This is a genomic window from Streptomyces sp. B8-7 (assembly GCF_058833805.1).
Genome location: NZ_JBYRRL010000002.1, coordinates 58,949 through 74,432, shown reverse-complemented (window position 1 = coordinate 74,432; position 15,484 = coordinate 58,949). Strand labels below are relative to the sequence as shown.

At 75.6% G+C, this 15,484-nt stretch carries 8 protein-coding genes; 2 read left to right on the top strand and 6 right to left on the bottom strand.

The genetic code is table 11. From position 1 onward, the window contains the following. From AC5K6T_RS09425 to AC5K6T_RS09405, 5 genes are all read right to left on the bottom strand, one after another. Nucleotides 1-4,317 (bottom strand): TIGR02680 family protein, encoded by a 4,317-nt coding sequence (locus AC5K6T_RS09425; RefSeq protein WP_493207509.1) that lies wholly within the window; start codon nucleotides 4,315-4,317, stop codon nucleotides 1-3. Next, entirely contained in the window at nucleotides 4,314-5,777 is a 1,464-nt protein-coding gene (locus AC5K6T_RS09420) for a TIGR02678 family protein (RefSeq protein ID WP_493207507.1), read from the bottom strand. Before AC5K6T_RS09420 ends, AC5K6T_RS09425 begins: the two co-directional genes overlap by 4 nt. Continuing rightward, nucleotides 5,774-7,636, bottom strand: coding sequence for a TIGR02677 family protein (locus tag AC5K6T_RS09415; RefSeq protein ID WP_493207505.1), 1,863 nt, complete (start codon nucleotides 7,634-7,636; stop codon nucleotides 5,774-5,776). The genes AC5K6T_RS09420 and AC5K6T_RS09415 overlap by 4 nt, the downstream gene beginning before the upstream one ends. 561 nt (nucleotides 7,637-8,197) lie before the next feature. Continuing rightward, on the bottom strand, nucleotides 8,198-10,591 hold the full coding sequence (locus AC5K6T_RS09410; protein ID WP_493207504.1) for a glycoside hydrolase family 65 protein: 2,394 nt from the start codon (nucleotides 10,589-10,591) through the stop codon (nucleotides 8,198-8,200). After that, nucleotides 10,588-11,331 (bottom strand): HAD family hydrolase, encoded by a 744-nt coding sequence (locus AC5K6T_RS09405; RefSeq protein ID WP_493207503.1) that lies wholly within the window; start codon nucleotides 11,329-11,331, stop codon nucleotides 10,588-10,590. The genes AC5K6T_RS09410 and AC5K6T_RS09405 overlap by 4 nt, the downstream gene beginning before the upstream one ends. Before the next feature lie 305 nt (nucleotides 11,332-11,636). Here AC5K6T_RS09405 and AC5K6T_RS09400 point away from each other — a divergent pair, with 305 nt between their 5' ends. Next, complete coding sequence (locus tag AC5K6T_RS09400; RefSeq protein WP_493209253.1) at nucleotides 11,637-13,055, top strand: cytochrome ubiquinol oxidase subunit I; 1,419 nt, start codon at nucleotides 11,637-11,639, stop codon at nucleotides 13,053-13,055. Beyond that, entirely contained in the window at nucleotides 13,052-14,092 is a 1,041-nt protein-coding gene (locus tag AC5K6T_RS09395) for a cytochrome d ubiquinol oxidase subunit II (protein ID WP_493207502.1), read from the top strand. Before AC5K6T_RS09400 ends, AC5K6T_RS09395 begins: the two co-directional genes overlap by 4 nt. Here the strand turns inward: AC5K6T_RS09395 and zwf are convergent. Beyond that, the gene (gene zwf, locus AC5K6T_RS09390) at nucleotides 14,058-15,455 is read right to left on the bottom strand and encodes a glucose-6-phosphate dehydrogenase (RefSeq protein ID WP_493209251.1); all 1,398 of its coding nucleotides are present in this window, start codon (nucleotides 15,453-15,455) and stop codon (nucleotides 14,058-14,060) included. The genes AC5K6T_RS09395 and zwf overlap by 35 nt on opposite strands. Between the last annotated feature and the right edge of the window lie 29 nt (nucleotides 15,456-15,484).

Genomic DNA, 15,484 nt, shown 5'->3' with positions numbered 1-15,484 from the left:
TCATGTCCACAGTGACTCCTGTGCCTGGTCGCCGGACGGCTCCCGCCCCCGCCCCTGCGTACCGGCGGCCCCCGCCGCGTCAGCGACCGGTGCCGACGCGTACGCGCCGCCCGCTGCGGGGCCGCCGGCCTGGGCGGGCACGGCGGCAGGGCGTGCCGTGGAACCCGGTGTGCGGCCCCGGCGCCGCTCGCTGCCGTCCCACTCCCACCGGGTCACCAGGACGGCGGCGATGTCGTCGACCCGGGACAGCTGGGCGATGGCGATGCCCGGCACCTGGGGGTAGCAGGCCCACTCGCGCTCGCTGGTCATGACGACGTCGAGGTCGAAGGCCCGCAGCAGGCCCAGGCACTTGGCGCGCGAGTCGTCGTCGACACCGGCGAACGCCTCGTCCAGGGTGACCAGGCGCGGCGCGTGCGCGCCGCCCGCGCTCGCGTAGTGCGAGGAGGCGGCGGCGAACAGCGGGACGGACGCGGCCAGGACCCGCTCCCCGCCCGAGGCGGGCCCGGTGGCCGACACCCACTTGCCGTGCTGGTGGCGTTCCACGCCGAACTCGTGCCAGGACCGGTAGTCCAGAGCCGCGGTGAGGTCCTCCAGCCAGCTGCCGACGCTGTCGCCGGCCTGCCGTCGGGCGATCTGCTCCTGCAGGAACGCGCCGACCGCGGCCCGGTCCTCGGCCGACCAGGCGTCGGCGGACTGGCGCAGCCGCTCCCGGGCCTGGGCCAGTCCCTGCGGGGCCTGGCGGGACGCCCTCCAGACCAGCCGCAGCTTCATCCCCGTGGACGTCGGACGCTCCTCCAGCTCCCTGTTCATGGCGGCCACCTGCCGCTCGGCCGTCCCGATCAGTTCCTGGAGCGTCCCGGCGACCTCGGTGATCAGATGGGTCTGGAGGATCTCACGCTCGTGGGCGGACAGGATGCGGGTCAGTTCCGCGACCTCCACCGCGAGGGCCTCGGCGAGTTCGGGCACGGCCCGTTCCCGGCCCTGGTAGACGATGTCGACCCGCATGCCGTCCTCGCCGGGACGGGCGGTGGCGGTGTGGCCGTGCCGCGACAGCGCGTCCTGGAGCCTGCCGAACTCCTCGCTCAGGCGTTTCTGCACCCGCTCCCAGGCCGCGTCGGTGTCGTCGACGGAGGAGAGCCGGGACTCCACGGCCCGTGCGAGGGTGATCGCGGGGGACGCCGCCCAGGTCCCGGTGTCGTCGTCCGGTACGGGGAGGTCGGGCAGCGCGACGGTGAGCAGGCCCGTCGCGGCGAACCGCTGGAGCGCCGCGACGGCCTCCTCCCGGGCGCCGGTCGCCTCGGTGACGTCCTCGGCGAGCCGCTCGATGCGTCCCTCCGCGCGGCTCGCTCTCCGGTCGGCGTCACCGTACTGCGTCCGGGTGCGCTCCTGTTCGTGCCCGCACTCCCGGGCCGCCGCGGCCGTCTCCTCCAGCTGCCGCTGGAGTTCGTCCACGGCCGCCCCGACGGTGGAGCGGAGCGTCGTCAGGTGCTCGTCCGCCGCCGCGGCCAGCCGGGCCGCCTCCGTCGCGCGATGGGCGAGTTCGGACACGAGGAGTTCGGCCCGGCGGGTCTCCTCCTGCTCTCCGGTCACCGCGCGTGCGGCGTCCGCGCGCTCGCGCAAGGCGGGCCACAGGGCCGCGAGGAGGGTGGTGTGGTCGGCGAGCGCCCGGCGTACGGCGTCCAGTGCCGCGCGGTCGGCGGGGAGGTTCAGGGCGGCGGCGGTGTCGGCGGCCTCCGCGGCCGTGCGCTCGGCCTCCCGCGCGGCCGGGGCCAGCTCCGCGGCGCGTTCGTCCCGTCGGGCGCGGGCGCGGCGGGCGGCCTCGGCCGCGGCGGTGACGCGGGCGTGGGCGTGCCGCAGGTCGTCGTCGCCCGGCAGCGCGCCGAGTTCGGCGTCCAGGACGGCGCGGCGGCCGGCCACGGCGCGGGACTCGCCGGCCAGCCGCTCCCGCTCCGCCGTCAGTTTGTCGATCTCCGAGCGGAGTTCTGCGGCCCGGACGCGCCGGGCCTGCTCCCGCGCCGCTTCCCCCACGTACTGGGCGGTGTCCTTGGCCCAGCTTCCGGTGAGCGCCCCGACGCGGAACCGGCCGTCCGCGCGGATCCAGGTGTCGCGGCCGCCTGCCTCCGGGGCGGTCTCCGCGGGCTCCTCGCCGTCCGCGGCCAGTCCGATCGACGCGAGCAGGCGCGCCACCGTCTCCTCCGCCACCGCGGCGGCTCCCGGGTCCGCCGGGCCGGCCGACGGGCACAGCACCCGGTCGAGGCCGGTCCCGCCGTGCGGCCCGGCGGGGTCGAGCGGCCCGGTACCGCCGTGCGGCCCGGCCGGGTCGAGCAGCACGTCGTGGCCGTCCGCCGCGACCGCGGAGCCGTCCGGCCGCACCCAGGCGTCGAGGAGTCCCGACGCCTCCAGCGCGGCTTCCAGCCCCGCGCGGTCGGCCTCGGTGACGTGCGGCCGGAAGTCGACCAGCCGCCACAGCGGGGCGCCCGGGCTCCCGTCCCGTACGCCGGGGGTGCGAGTGCGCGGGGTGGAGGGGCCGCGCTCTCCGCCCGTTTCGAGGGCGGCCAGTTCCTCGGCTGCCAGCCGCTGCCGCTCCGCCGCCGCCTCCTCACGGTGGGCCAGCAGGGCCGCCCGGTCGGCCAGGCGGGAGGCCGCGGCGCGGTGCGCCCCGGTCGCGGCCGTGCGGGCCGGCGGCGGTCCGTCCAGGGACCCCGCCCAGGCCTGTACCGCGTCCAGCACCCCCGCCAGTGCGGGCACCCGCAGCTCGGCGCAGCCCGAGAGGTGCTCGCGCACGGCCGCGACCAGCGCCCGCCCCTCCCGGAGGGCCCCCTCCTCGGTCTCGGCCAGCAGTTCCCCGGCGTGCACGGCCTCCTCGTCGGCCTCGTCGGCGCGCAGCCGGGCGGCCCGGTGCTGCTCCCCGGCCCGCTCGGCCTGCGCGGCGAGTTCCGCCACGTGCTCGACGGCGCGCCGCCTGCTCGCCGTGGCCTCCTCCGCCTCCCGGCGCAGGACCGCGTCGGAGGCGCCCTCCGTCCTGGGGACGTCGAGCCGGGCGGCCGCGGCGCTCTCGGCCACCCGGTCCAGGAGGCCGTCCAGGGCCTCCCGGGCGGCCGCGAGCCGGTTGTCGGCGGTGGCGAGCCGTCCCAGGGCCCTGGTGTGCGCCTCGGCCGCCGTGCGCCGGTCCGCCTCCGTCCGCTGCAGTTCCCCGGCGGTGCGGGCGGCGTCGTCCGCCGCCCGGTCGAGCGCGTGGGCGTCGCGCATCTCGGGCCGGGACCGCAGCGCGGCGTCCTGGGCAGCCAGCCGTGCGGCCCGCTCGTCGAGGGCCACGCCCCTCGCCCGCGCCTCCTCGCGCTCCCGCACGGCCTGGTCCCGCTCCGCCTGCGCCTTGGCCAGCTCCCGCTGGAGGTTCTCGTAGCGGGCGTGTTCGCGGCGGGGCAGGCGGGCGCGGCGCCGGGAGGCGAGGCGGGCGTAGCGCCGGTAGTGGTCGAGGAACGCGGAGGACGCCTGCTCGGCCTCGCGGGCCGCCCGCAGCTCCTCCTTCTCCTCGTCCAGCGAGCGGAACGCCTCGGCCGCGTCGGCGACGACCGCCTGGTCCATCGGCGGCAGCGCCTCGGTCAGCGCCCGAGACAGGGCGGCCTCGCTGGGCCGCTTGGACAGCTGGGGCTGACGCAGTTGGATCAGGAGGTCGACGAGGGCGCCGTAGCGCCGCTCCCCGAGCCCGAACAGGGCCTCGTCGACCGCCCTGCGGTAGGCCTTCGCCGTGTCGTACACCATGCCGCGGTCGCCGACGGCCTCGGCGAGCCGGTCCCGGGACAGCGCGGTCCCGGTCGCGTCCAGCAGGTCCAGGCCGGCGCCGATCCGCTGGTCGGTGACGGCGAACCAGTGGCGGGCGACACCGCGTCCGGCGACCGCCTTCAGCCCGCACAGCAGCGTGCGGAAGTGCGCCCGGCCCGTGGTGGCGTCGAGCCGTCCGAACTCGATCCAGGTGTAGCCGAGCCGTTCGGGGTGCGGGTGCGCTCCGCCCAGGAGCAGGTTCCACTCCATGCGCTTGCCCGGGTCGCCGTCGGGCTCGACGCGGCGGGCGGAGAGGTCGCCGTCCAGGAGGAACGGCAGGGTCAGGGCGAGCACCTTCGACTTGCCGGTGCCGTTGTTGCCGCGCAGCAGCAGCCGGCCGTCGCGGAACCAGAACTCCTCCACGTCGTAGTGGAAGAGGTCGACGAGTCCGATGCGCAGGGGCCGCCACCGGCCGGGGGCGGGAGCGGGGAGGCCGGGGAACTCGGGGCCGGGGAACTCGGGGCCGGGGAACTCGGGGCCGGGGAGCGCGGTCACGGGGTGCTTCGCCTTTCGTCCTGCGAGGTCTGCGGCGTATGCGGCGCATGCGGCGTCCGCGCGGTACGCACGGGCTGGGCGGTGGGGGCGGGCTGGACCGCCGGAGCAGCCTGCGTCACCGGTGCGGGCGGCGTCACCGGTGCGGGCTGCTCCGGCGGTGCGGGCTGCTCCGGCGGTGCGGGCTGCTCCGGCGGTGCGGGCTGCTCCGGCGGTGCGGGCCGGCCGGCCTGCGCCGCCTGGGCGGTGGTGACGGGCCGGCGGCCCCGGCCGGATTCCCTGACGACGGGGTCACCGACGGCGTACCGCGCGAGGGCCGGCCGCGGGACGACGCCCCGCTCGGTGGACTCGGCGAGTCCCAGCGCCACCAGCTTGGCCACCGCCTTCTCCACGAGTTCGGGCTCCGCTCCCGGCTCCCTCGCCGACTTGGACCAGAACCCGCCGTGCTCCACGGCGAGTTCCCGTACCCGGGCCGCCAGCTCCGCCGGTGCGACGGGCCCGGCGGCCCGCGCCAGGTGCCCCGCCAGCAGCAGGGTGAGGTGACCGTGGGTGCCCTGTTCCGGCATGCGTACGTCCGTGAGGTCGTCCAGCGGGTCGACCATGGCGATGCCCTCGGCCCTGATCTCCGGGACGAGCCCGGTCAGTTCGTGGATCCGCGCGGTGATGAAGCCGCGCTGCCGGGTGAGGTAGGCGAGTTCGGCTTCGGTGAGGTCGTCGTAGTAGAGCACCGGGTCGTCCAGCAGGATCCGGGTCAGCTTCCAGCGGACCGCCCGGAACCTCAGCTCGTCGCTGTCGAGCGCGGTACGCGCGGTCATCTCCGTCAGGCGCTCCTCGAAGTCCCCGGCCTCGACCATGGAGGGGCCGCGCAGGGACGCCGGCATCCCGGCCAGCACGCGCCGCCGCACGTCGTACAGCGCGTCGCCCGATCCGCTGACGTAGGCGTCCTCGTCGCCGGCCACCCGGCGCAGCACGCCGAGCCGCAGCAGCAGCCGCACGACGGCCGCGAGGTCGAGGCGCTCGTCGCGCCGCTCCAGGGTGAACGTGATCCCGGCGGCCACGAGTTCGGGGTCCGCGGCGGCCAGCACGACGTGCTCGGCCAGGCGTCCGAGCGCCACCTGCGGCTCGCCCCGTTCCAGCGCGGCCAGGGCCAGGCAGAACAGGACGTAGCGGCGGCGGGTGAAGGGCAGGGCGCTGCGGGCGGCCTCGCGCGCCGGGTGTGTGGTGTCGGTGAGCGTACCCGGCGTCTTGCGCAGCCGCGCGGCGTCGGCGTCGGTGCGCAGCGACCAGCCGACGTTGCGCTCGAACCACTCACGCAGTTCGACGGTGTGCCGGCGCACCAGCCGGAACTCGTCGGCGTACGGCCCGTCGGCGGTGAGCAGCGGCTCCTTCAGCAGGGCGCGTGCCGCCTTCTGCAGGTCGGCCTGGCGCTGGCCGTCCAGGACCTCGGCGAGGGGGCCGCTCATCGGTCCTCCGTCGGCCGGGCCGGGCCGCCCTCTCGCGGCGCGGGAACCGGGACGGGAGCGGAGGCTGGGACGGGAGCGGAGGCTGGGACCGGAACGGGGCCGGGGGCAGAAGCGGGCACGGCGGGAACGGGCACGGCGGAAGCGGGCACGGCGGGAACGGGCACGGCGGAAGCGGGCACGGCGGGAACGGCGGAAACAGCGGCGGGAGCGGCGGGAGCGGCGGGGACGTCAGGACCAGTGGCGGGGACGGCGGGGACGGCGGGGACGGGTGCGTCGCGGTGGCCGTGGCCCGCCGTGAGGTCGACGATGTCGATGAGGTGGTCGGGGCCGCTGAACACGCCGTCAGGGGTGTGCACTTCGGCCGTCGATCCGTCGTCGAGGGCGGTCAGCCGGACCTCCATCGAGCCGTCTCCGCTGGTGGCCGCGGTGGTAGTGGTGCCCGGCCGCCAGGTGGCGAGCGCGTCGCCGAGCAGCCGCAGGAACAGACGGAAGGCGAGCGGGTCGAGTTCGCCGAGCCGGGACAGCCGCACCGGCCCGCTCGTGACGAGCCGTTCCCGTGCCCGCCTGGTCTCCTCCGTCTGGCGGGCGGCGATCTCGGCGAGCAGGCGCTTCGCCTCGGACCGGTCGGCCACCCGGCGGGGCCTGCCGCGCCGTTCGTAGCTGCCGGTACGGCGCAGCTGCGGGCTGATCCGCAGGGGGCGTGCCTCGCTCCAGGGGGTGGCGGCCGGCTCCGGGGAGGCCGTCCGTTCGGCGAGGGTGTCGGCGTCGACGGTGAGGTGCCGCGAGGGGTGCAGTCCGAACGCCACCCGCCACAGCCGGTGCCGTGCCGCGTCGTCCGGTGCCTGGGCGAACCAGCGGGCCAGGGTGCGGAAGTCGGCCGACCGGTCCGAGCGCCCGGCCCGCCGCTCGTTGAGCTGCCGTACGACGGCCAGGAGCTGCGGGATCGCGCCGAGCGCCCGGCCGCGCAGCAGCCGGGCCTGCGCCTGACGGCCCTCCTCGGACACGAACCACCGGGCGAGCCCGGTCCAGCGGGCGGCCCACCGCTCGTACGCCGCCGCCTCCGCGCGCCCGGCGTCCTCGGGAGCGGCGTCGGCGGCCTCCCGGGCGGCGGCCAGCGAGAGGAGCGGCGCCACCTTCCCCTGCTCCTCCAGTTCCCCGATGAGCAGGGCGATGCGCCCGCCGAGGGTGATGAGGTCCTGGATGAACCGCTCCAGGTACTGGATCAGCCGGTCCTTGTACGCGAGGAACGCCTCGACCTCGATGTCGTGCAGGTCGATGGTGCGCTGGAGCGACCCCATGAAGGCGCGGGCGTTGTCCGCGAGGTCGGTGAACCGGGCCGTCAGCACGGACAGGGCGACGTACGTCTTGGCCGGGTCGGGCTGGTCCTCGGCGGCGATCACCAGGAGCGCCCGCAGCTGCGTGACGATGTCGTGCAGCGCGACCGCCTGGAGCTCCCCGCGCCGCCCCAGCACCTCGTCGTACGTCCCCAGTGCCGCCTCGGCCGCCTCGCCGGCCCGGGTGAGCTGGTAGATGAACCGCCTGCGGTAGAAGTCCTCGACCGCGGTCACCCGCGCGTGGTCCGGGTCGGCCCGCAGGTTGCCCCATTCGACGAGTTTGTCGAGCGCCTGCGACACCGCGTCGGGGTCGGCGGGCCGGCTGCCCGCGTCCAGGGCCGCGTACACGTCCTCGGGCCGCAGATGCACCGCGAACCGCTCCTTGGCGGCGAGGAAGGCCCGCATCACCTGGCGGTAGAGGGGTGCGTTGGGGGCGGCGAGGTGGGCGAAGGGGGTGTAGTCGGCCGGGGACGCGGCGGACGCGTCGGGGGCCGCGGACATCGGCCGGGGTGTCTGGAACGTCATCGTCGGCCCATTCTTCCGGACCGCCGGCCGCCCCCGTGCACGGTGTCCGGATTTCACCCCGGACGGCAGGTGCGGGCGGGCGCCCGGCCCGGGGGCGCACCGCCCCCGGGCCCACGCGCCACATGCCGGGCGCCACGCGCCACAGACCGCGGGACGACGGGCGCCGGACGTCGGATGCCGGACGCCGGACGCCGAACTCGGCGCGCTGCCGAGCGACGACGACCTGCGGCACGCCGCACGGCGGACGGCGCACGGCGCACGGCGCACGACGGACAGCGGACGACGGACAGCGGACGGCGCACGGCGCACGGCGCACGGCGGACGGCGCACGGCGGACGGCGCACAGCGCACAGCGCACAGCGCACAGCGCACGACGGACAGCGGACAGCGGACAGCGGACAGCGGACAGCGGACGGCGGACGGCGGACACCAGCGACGGACACGGAACGAAGGACGCCGGAAGGCCGGTGCCCCGCCCTTCCCGCGCCGCCGCCCGCCGCGCCGCCGTTCCCGCCGCACGCCGTCCGGCGCGTCGCCGCCCGAGCCGCCGCGCCCGCGGCGCTACTCCTGCACGGCTCCCCCCGGCTCCTCCTCGGACAGGCCCTCCGGGCGCCGGCCCCGGGGCTGCTGGGGCTCCGGGCGGGCGGGCACCTGGGGCACCGGGAGGTCCACCGGGGCGTCGGTGGTGACGGTCGTCTGCTCGCCGTGGTGCAGCACGGCCAGCGGTTCGCCCTCCAGCAGGACGTACCGCGCGCCGGTGTGGCCGATGTCCACCTTCAGCCTGCGCCCGCGCAGCGTCACGGTGAACACCACCCGGGACAGCGCCTCGGGCAGCCGCGGCGCGAAGCCCAGCCGGTCCGGCTCGCCGTCCCGGCCGGTGTGGCGGCGCATCCCCCCGAAGCCGACGACCAGGGCGATCCACGTCCCGGCGAGCGAGGCGATGTGCAGCCCGTCGCGGGTGTTGTGCTCCAGGTCCTCCAGATCCATCAGCCCGGCCTCGCGGAGGTAGGCGTAGGCCAGCCTCAGGTGCCCGGTCTCGGCGGCCAGGACCGCCTGGCAGCACGCCGACAGGGAGGAGTCGCGGACGGTCAGGGCGTCGTAGTAGGCGAAGTTGCGCGCCTTCTCCTCGTCGGTGAACTCGTCCGGGCACTCCATCATCGCCAGCACCATGTCGGCCTGCTTGACGACCTGCTTGCGGTACAGGTCGAAGTAGGGGTAGTGGAGCAGCAGGGGGTAGTGCTCGGGCGGGGTGGCGTCGAAGTCCCAGTGCTGGAGGCGGGTGAACCCGGCCGCCTGCTCGTGCACGCCGAGGGACTCGTTGTACGGCACCGCCATCCGGTCCGCGGCGTCCCGCCAGGACGCCGCCTCCTCGTCGTCGACGTCGAGTTCCCCGGCCCGGTCCGGATGCCGGGTCGCCGCGTCCGCCGCGGCCAGCAGGTTCTGCCGGGCCATCAGGTTGGTGTAGAGGTTGTCCCGGACCACGGCGCTGTACTCGTCGGGGCCGGTGACGCCGTCGATGTGGAAGACGCCCTCGGTGTCGTGGTGGCCGAGGGACCGCCACAGCCGGGCGGTCTCCACCAGCAGCTCCAGCCCCTCACCGCGTTCGAACTCCTCGTCGCCGGTCACCCTCACGTACCGGACGACGGCCAGGGCGATGGCGGCGTTCACATGGAAGGCCGCCGTCCCGGCCGGCCAGTACGCCGAGCACTCCGCGCCGTCGATGGTCCGCCAGGGGAAGGCCGCCCCCGCCAGGCCGAGCTGACGGGCCCGCTCCCGGGCGGCGGGCAGGGTGCCGTGCCGCCACCGCAGCACCGGGGCGACGGTGCGCGGGGCGGTGCAGGTGAGCACCGGCAGCACGAAGGACTCGGTGTCCCAGAAGGAGTGCCCGTCGTAGCCGGTTCCGGTGAGGCCCTTGGCGGGGATCGCGCGCTCCTCGCCGCGGGCGGCGGCCTGGAGCACGTGGAACAGGGCGAACCGCACCGCCTGCTGGATCTGGGCGTCGCCCTCCACCTCGACGTCCGCGCCCGCCCAGAAACGGTCCAGGAAGGAACGCTGTTCGGCGACCAGCCCGTCCCAGCCGGTACTGACGGCCGCCGCGACCGCGCCGTCCACCTGGTCGTGCACCGCCGGCAGGGAGCGCTGCCGGGACCAGCCGTAGGCGACGAACTTGACCAGCCGCAGCCGCTGCCCGGGGAGCAGGTCCGCGGTCACCGTGAAGCGGCTGACGTCCGGCTCGCTCTGGGACGTCCACCGGGTGCTCTCCGGGCCCTCGACGAGGTGGTCGGCGGCCGCCCCCACCCGCTGCCCGCTCCGCTCGGTGCGGTGCACCAGCCGCAGCCGGGTGTCCTGAGCGAAGTCCTCCTCCGGCACGAGGGGGGAGTCGGTCACGGCGGCGACGCGCGGGTCCCCCTCGGTGCGCGGGAGCTGTTCGTTGGCGACGAGTTCGGACTGCACGGCCACCGTGGCCGGGCCGTCGACCGGCTCCACCTCGTACACCAGCGCGGCCACCGCCCGCTGGGTGAAGGACACCAGGCGCCGCGAGGTGATGCGGACCGTCCGGCCGCCGGGCGTGGTCCACCGCGCGGTGCGGCCGAGCACACCGGAGCGGAAGTCCAGCACCCGCTCGTGCTCCAGCAGCCGGCCGTAGCGCAGATCGCACGGGTGGTCGTCGACCAGCAGCCGGACGACCTTGCCGTCGGTGACGTTGATCACCGTCTGCCCGGATTCCGGATAGCCGTACCCGGCCTCCGCGTACGGCAGCGGATGCTGCTCGTAGACGCCGTTGAGGTAGGCGCCGGGCAGCCCGTGGGGCTCGCCCTCGTCGAGGTTGCCGCGCCATCCGATGTGCCCGTTGGACAGGGCGAACACCGATTCGCTCTGGGCGAGCAGGTCCGGGTTCAGCTCGGTCTCGCGCAGGCACCACGGCTCGACCGTGAAGCAGGAATGGGTGATCACCGCGGCTCCAGGAGTTCGGACAGGTCGCGGACCACCAGGTCCGCCCCGTGGGCTCTCAGCGCTTCGGCCTGCCCCACCCGGTCGACCCCCACGACCAGCCCGAACGCTCCGGCCCGCCCGGCCTCGACCCCCGCCAGCGCGTCCTCGAACACCGCCGCCCCGCCCGGTTCGGCGCCGAGGACGCGAGCCCCCTCCAGATAGGTGTCGGGTGCGGGCTTGCCCCGCAGTCCGCGGTCGCGCGCCACCACACCGTCGACCCGGTCGTCGAACAGGTCCTCGATACCGGCCGCCGCCAGCACGTCCCGGCAGTTCGCACTGGAGGACACCACGGCGGACCGCAGCCCGGCGTCCCGCACGGCGCGGGCGTAGGCAACCGAGCCGTCGTAGGGCTCCACCCCGTCCTCCCGGATCCGGCGCAGTACCAGCGCGTTCTTGCGGGTGCCGAGGCCGTTCACGGTCTCCGCCTCCGGCGGGTCGTCCGGCGTGCCCTCGGGCAGGCGGATGCCGCGCGCCGCCAGGAAGGTGCGCACCCCGTCCGCACGCGGCCGGCCGTCGACGTACTCGTCGTAGTCGCCGACCGCGTCGAACGGCACGAACGCGGTGCCCTCGCGCTCCGCGCGCTCGCGGAGATAGCCGTCGAACATCTCCTTCCAGGCGGCCGCGTGCACCTTCGCGGTCCGGGTGAGCACCCCGTCGAGGTCGAACAGGCAGACACGTACGTGGTCAGGAAGCCCCAGCATGCGGTCGAGGCTAGGAGAGCCCGCAGGGCCCCCGGGGGAACGGGGCCACGCGCCGCGCGGGAAGGGAACCCGCTCGGTGGAGGCTCGGGCGGCATCCGGAGCAACGCGGCCGGGTGAGCCCGCCCGACCGCCGCCCGCGGTGTTTGGGTGAGCGCCGACGGCGCACCTCACTGGGAGGACCTCACGGTGGACGTTCTGGCAGGGCATGCGACCACTCAGCCCGCACCCCCCGGGTGCGGCCGGGCCGGAGCCGGGCGGCGCCGGTGACGGGGGCGGTGCAGCTGCTGGCGCAGGACCCTCCGCAGATGCTGCCCGCCCGGGAGCTGATGGCGTTCAGCCTGGGCACGCACATCCTGCTGGTGCCGCTCGGTGTCGCCCTGCCCTTCATCACCGTGCTCATGCACTACCGGGCGCTGCGCACCGACGACCCGGTGGCCTGGCTGCTGGCCCGCCGCTGGTCGGCGGTGATGGCCGTGCAGTTCGCGGTGGGAGTGGTGACCGGCACGGTGCTCTCCTTCGAGCTCGGTCTGCTGTGGCCGGGGCTGATGGGGCGTTGGGGCGATGTCTTCGGTCTCGGGTTCGGGGTCGAGGCGTGGGCCTTCTTCCTGGAGGCGGTGCTGATCGCCGTGTACCTCTACGGGTGGCGGCGGCTGGGACGGCGCGCCCACTTCGCGCTCGGTGTGCCGCTGCCGCTGGTCGCGCTGATGGGGGCGTTCGGGATTCTGGCCGCGAACTCCTGGATGAACACCCCCCAGGGGTTCCGGCTCGGCGCCGGCGGCGATCCGGTGGGCGTGGACGTGCGCACCGCGGTGTTCACCCCCATGTTCGGCCCGGAGTACTGGCACTTCGTGGTGGCGATGTTCATGACCGCGGGGTTCGTCGTGGCCGGCGTGTACGCCACCGGGATGCTGCGCGGGCGCCGCGACCGCTACCACCGGCTGGGCTTCACCGTCCCCTTCACCGCGGCCGCGGTGCTCACGCCGGTGCAGATGTTCCTGGGGGACTTCATCGCCCGGGCCGTCTTCCACCAGCAGCCGGTGAAGTTCGCCGCGATGGAGCTGGTGTGGAAGACCGACACGCACGTCCCCGAGTACCTCTTCGGCCGGCTGAACCCGGACGGTTCGGTGTCCGGGGGCATCAGGATCCCCCAACTGGACTCGATCCTCGCCGGGTTCAGCCCCGACACCGAGGTGACGGGGCTGACCTCGGTGCCGCCGCAGGACCGGCCGACGCCGGTCCAGGCGACCATCGCGCACACCGCGTTCGACCTGATGGTCGGCATCGGCAGCCTGCTGCTGCTGCTCGCGCTCTGGTACGCCTGGGCGTGGTGGCGCCGCCGCGACCTGCCCCGGTCGCGCTGGTTCCTGCGGGCGGCCGCCGGGTCCGGCGTGGCGTGCCTGGCCGCCGTCGAGGCCGGCTGGGTCACCACCGAGGTGGGCCGCCAGCCCTGGATCGTGTACGGGTACATGCGGGTCTCGGAGGCGGTCACCGACACCTCCGCCGGCGTCCTGTGGGGGGTCTTCGGCGTGGTCGTCGTCGGCTATGTCGCGGTGCTGGCGGTGTTCGTCGCCGTCCTGCTGCGGATGCGCACCCGCTGGCGTCTGGAGGACGAGGGCAGCGGGGTGCGCGAGGGCGCGAGGCCGTCGGCCGCCGAGCCGCCGGAGCACGGCACACCGTACGGGCCGCGTCCCCCGCACGCCCCGTCCCCGGGAGGCCGCCGGTGACCGCCGACCTCGTCGCCTGGGTGATGGTGCTGGCCGTGGTCGCGTACGCCTGCGGGGGCGGCGCCGACTACGGCGCCGGGTTCTGGGACCTGGTGGCCGGCGGGGCGCGGCGCGGGCGGCGTCCGCGCTGGCTGATCGACCACTCCATGGCGCCGGTGTGGGAGGTCAACAACGTCTGGCTGATCTTCGTCCTGGTGGTCATGTGGACCGGGTTCCCGGTCATGTTCCAGGCGGTGTTCACCGTGCTCTGGGCACCGCTGACGCTGGCCGCGGCGGGGCTGCTGCTCCGGGGCGCGGGGTTCGCCTTCCGCAAGCCGACCCGCCGGCTCGCCGAACGCCGCGTGTACGGGGCCGCGTTCGCCGTCGCCTCGGTGCTGACCCCGTACTTCTTCGGCGCGGCGGTGGGCGGGGTCGCCTCGGGGCGGGTCGCGCCGGGCGGTTCCGCCTCGGTGTCGGCGTGGACCAACCCGACCTCGGTGCTGGCCGGGCTGATGACGGTGGCGGCCGCGGCCTTCCTGGGCGCGGTCTTCCTGTCCGGCGACGCCCGCGCCTACGGGGCCCCGGACCTGGTCGGCTACTTCCGCAGGCGTGCCCTGGGCACGCTGGCGGCGCTGGCGGTGCTGGCCGGTGCGGGGATCGGGCTGACCCGCGACGACGCGCGCTACGTCCACGAGCGGCTGACGAGCGGATGGGGGCTGGCGCTGGTGTGCGGGGCGGCGGTGTGCGCCCTGGCCGCCGCCTGGCTGCTGGTCCGCGGCGCGCCCACCCAGCTCACCCGGGCCGCCGCCGTCGGCGCCGTGGGCGCGGTGGTCGTCGCCTGGGGTCTGGCCCAGCGGCCGTATCTGCTGCCGACCTCGCTCACCGTCGCCGAGGGGGCGGGCGCCGCGTCCACGCTGGACTGGCTGGTGATCGTCTCGCTGGTGGCGGTGGTGCTGGTCGGGCCGGCCCTGGTGCTGCTCTACCGGCTGGACTCCCGGGGCGAGCTGGTGCCGGATCCGCTGCTCAGCGGTCCGGAAGACTCCAGTGGTACGGAGTGATGAGCCGGTGGATCCGCTCGGGCCCCCAGGAGCCGGGCGGATAGGGCTCGGCCGGCGGCGGGTCGTCGAGCAGCGGCGTGGCCACCTCCCACAGCCGCTCGATGCCGTCGGAGCGGGTGAACAGGGACTGGTCGCCCAGCATGGCGTCCAGGATCAGCCGCTCGTAGCCCTCCAGCGCGTGCGCCTCGTTGAACGAGCCGGCGTAGCCGAAGACCATCTCGGCCTGCTCCAGCCGCATCGCGGGTCCCGGCTGCTTGGTGAGGAAGCGGGCGGTGATGCTCCCGGGGTCGTCGAAGTCGATCGCCAGTTCGTTGGTGCGCGGCCGGCGGGCGCCGGCGGCCTGCGGGAACATCCGCAGCACCGGTTCGCGGAAGCCGAGGGTGACCATGTGCCGGCCCTGGGCGAGGGACTTGCCGGTGCGGAGGAAGAACGGCACCCCGGCCCACCGCCAGTTGTCCAGTTCGACGCGCAACGCCACGAACGTCTCGGTGTCGGACTGCGGGTCCACCCCCGGCTCGTCGCGGTAGCCGGTGTACTGGCCGCGGACGACGTGGGCGGGGTCCACCGGCCGCAGGGACTGGAAGACCTTCTCCTTCTCGTCCCGCAGCACGTGGGCGGTCAGGGCGGTCGGGGGCTCCATCGCCACGAAGCCCATGAGCTGGAAGAGGTGGGTGACGACCATGTCCCGGAAGGTGCCGGTGCCTTCGAAGAACCCGGCCCGGCCCTCGATCCCGATCCTCTCCGGCACGTCGATCTGCACATGGCTGATGTGGTCCCGGTTCCAGACGGGTTCGAGCATGCCGTTGGCGAACCTCAGGGCCAGGATGTTGTCCACCGACTCCTTGCCCAGGAAGTGGTCGATGCGGAAGATCCGCGACTCGTCGAAGACGGCGTGGAGCAGGCCGTCGAGGGCGCGGGCGGACGCCAGGTCGGTGCCGAACGGCTTCTCCACGATCACGCGCGTGTCCTCGGCGAGCCCGGTGTCGCCGAGGGTCCCGACGACGGAGGCGAACGCGGCCGGCGGCACCGCCAGGTGGCAGAGCCGGCGTGGCCGGCCGCCGAGCGCCTGCTCGGCCCGCCGCACGGCGGCGATCAGCGGCTGCGGGTCCTCGGGGTCGGCGGCGCCGAAGCCGAGCGCCGCCTCGAACGCCTGCCAGGCCTCGCCCTCCGGCTTGCTCCGGCCGAACTCCGTCACCGCCTCGCGCGCGTGGGCGCGGAACGCGTCGTCGCCGAGGGCGACGGCGGCGGGGGCGGACCCGACGATCCGGTAGTGCTCGGGCATCAGTCCTGCGTGGGCCAGGTGGAACAGCCCGGGCAGCAGCTTGCGGCGGGCCAGGTCGCCGGTCGCGCCGAAGAGCACGATCACATGGTCGTCCGGGCGCGGCCCGCGGC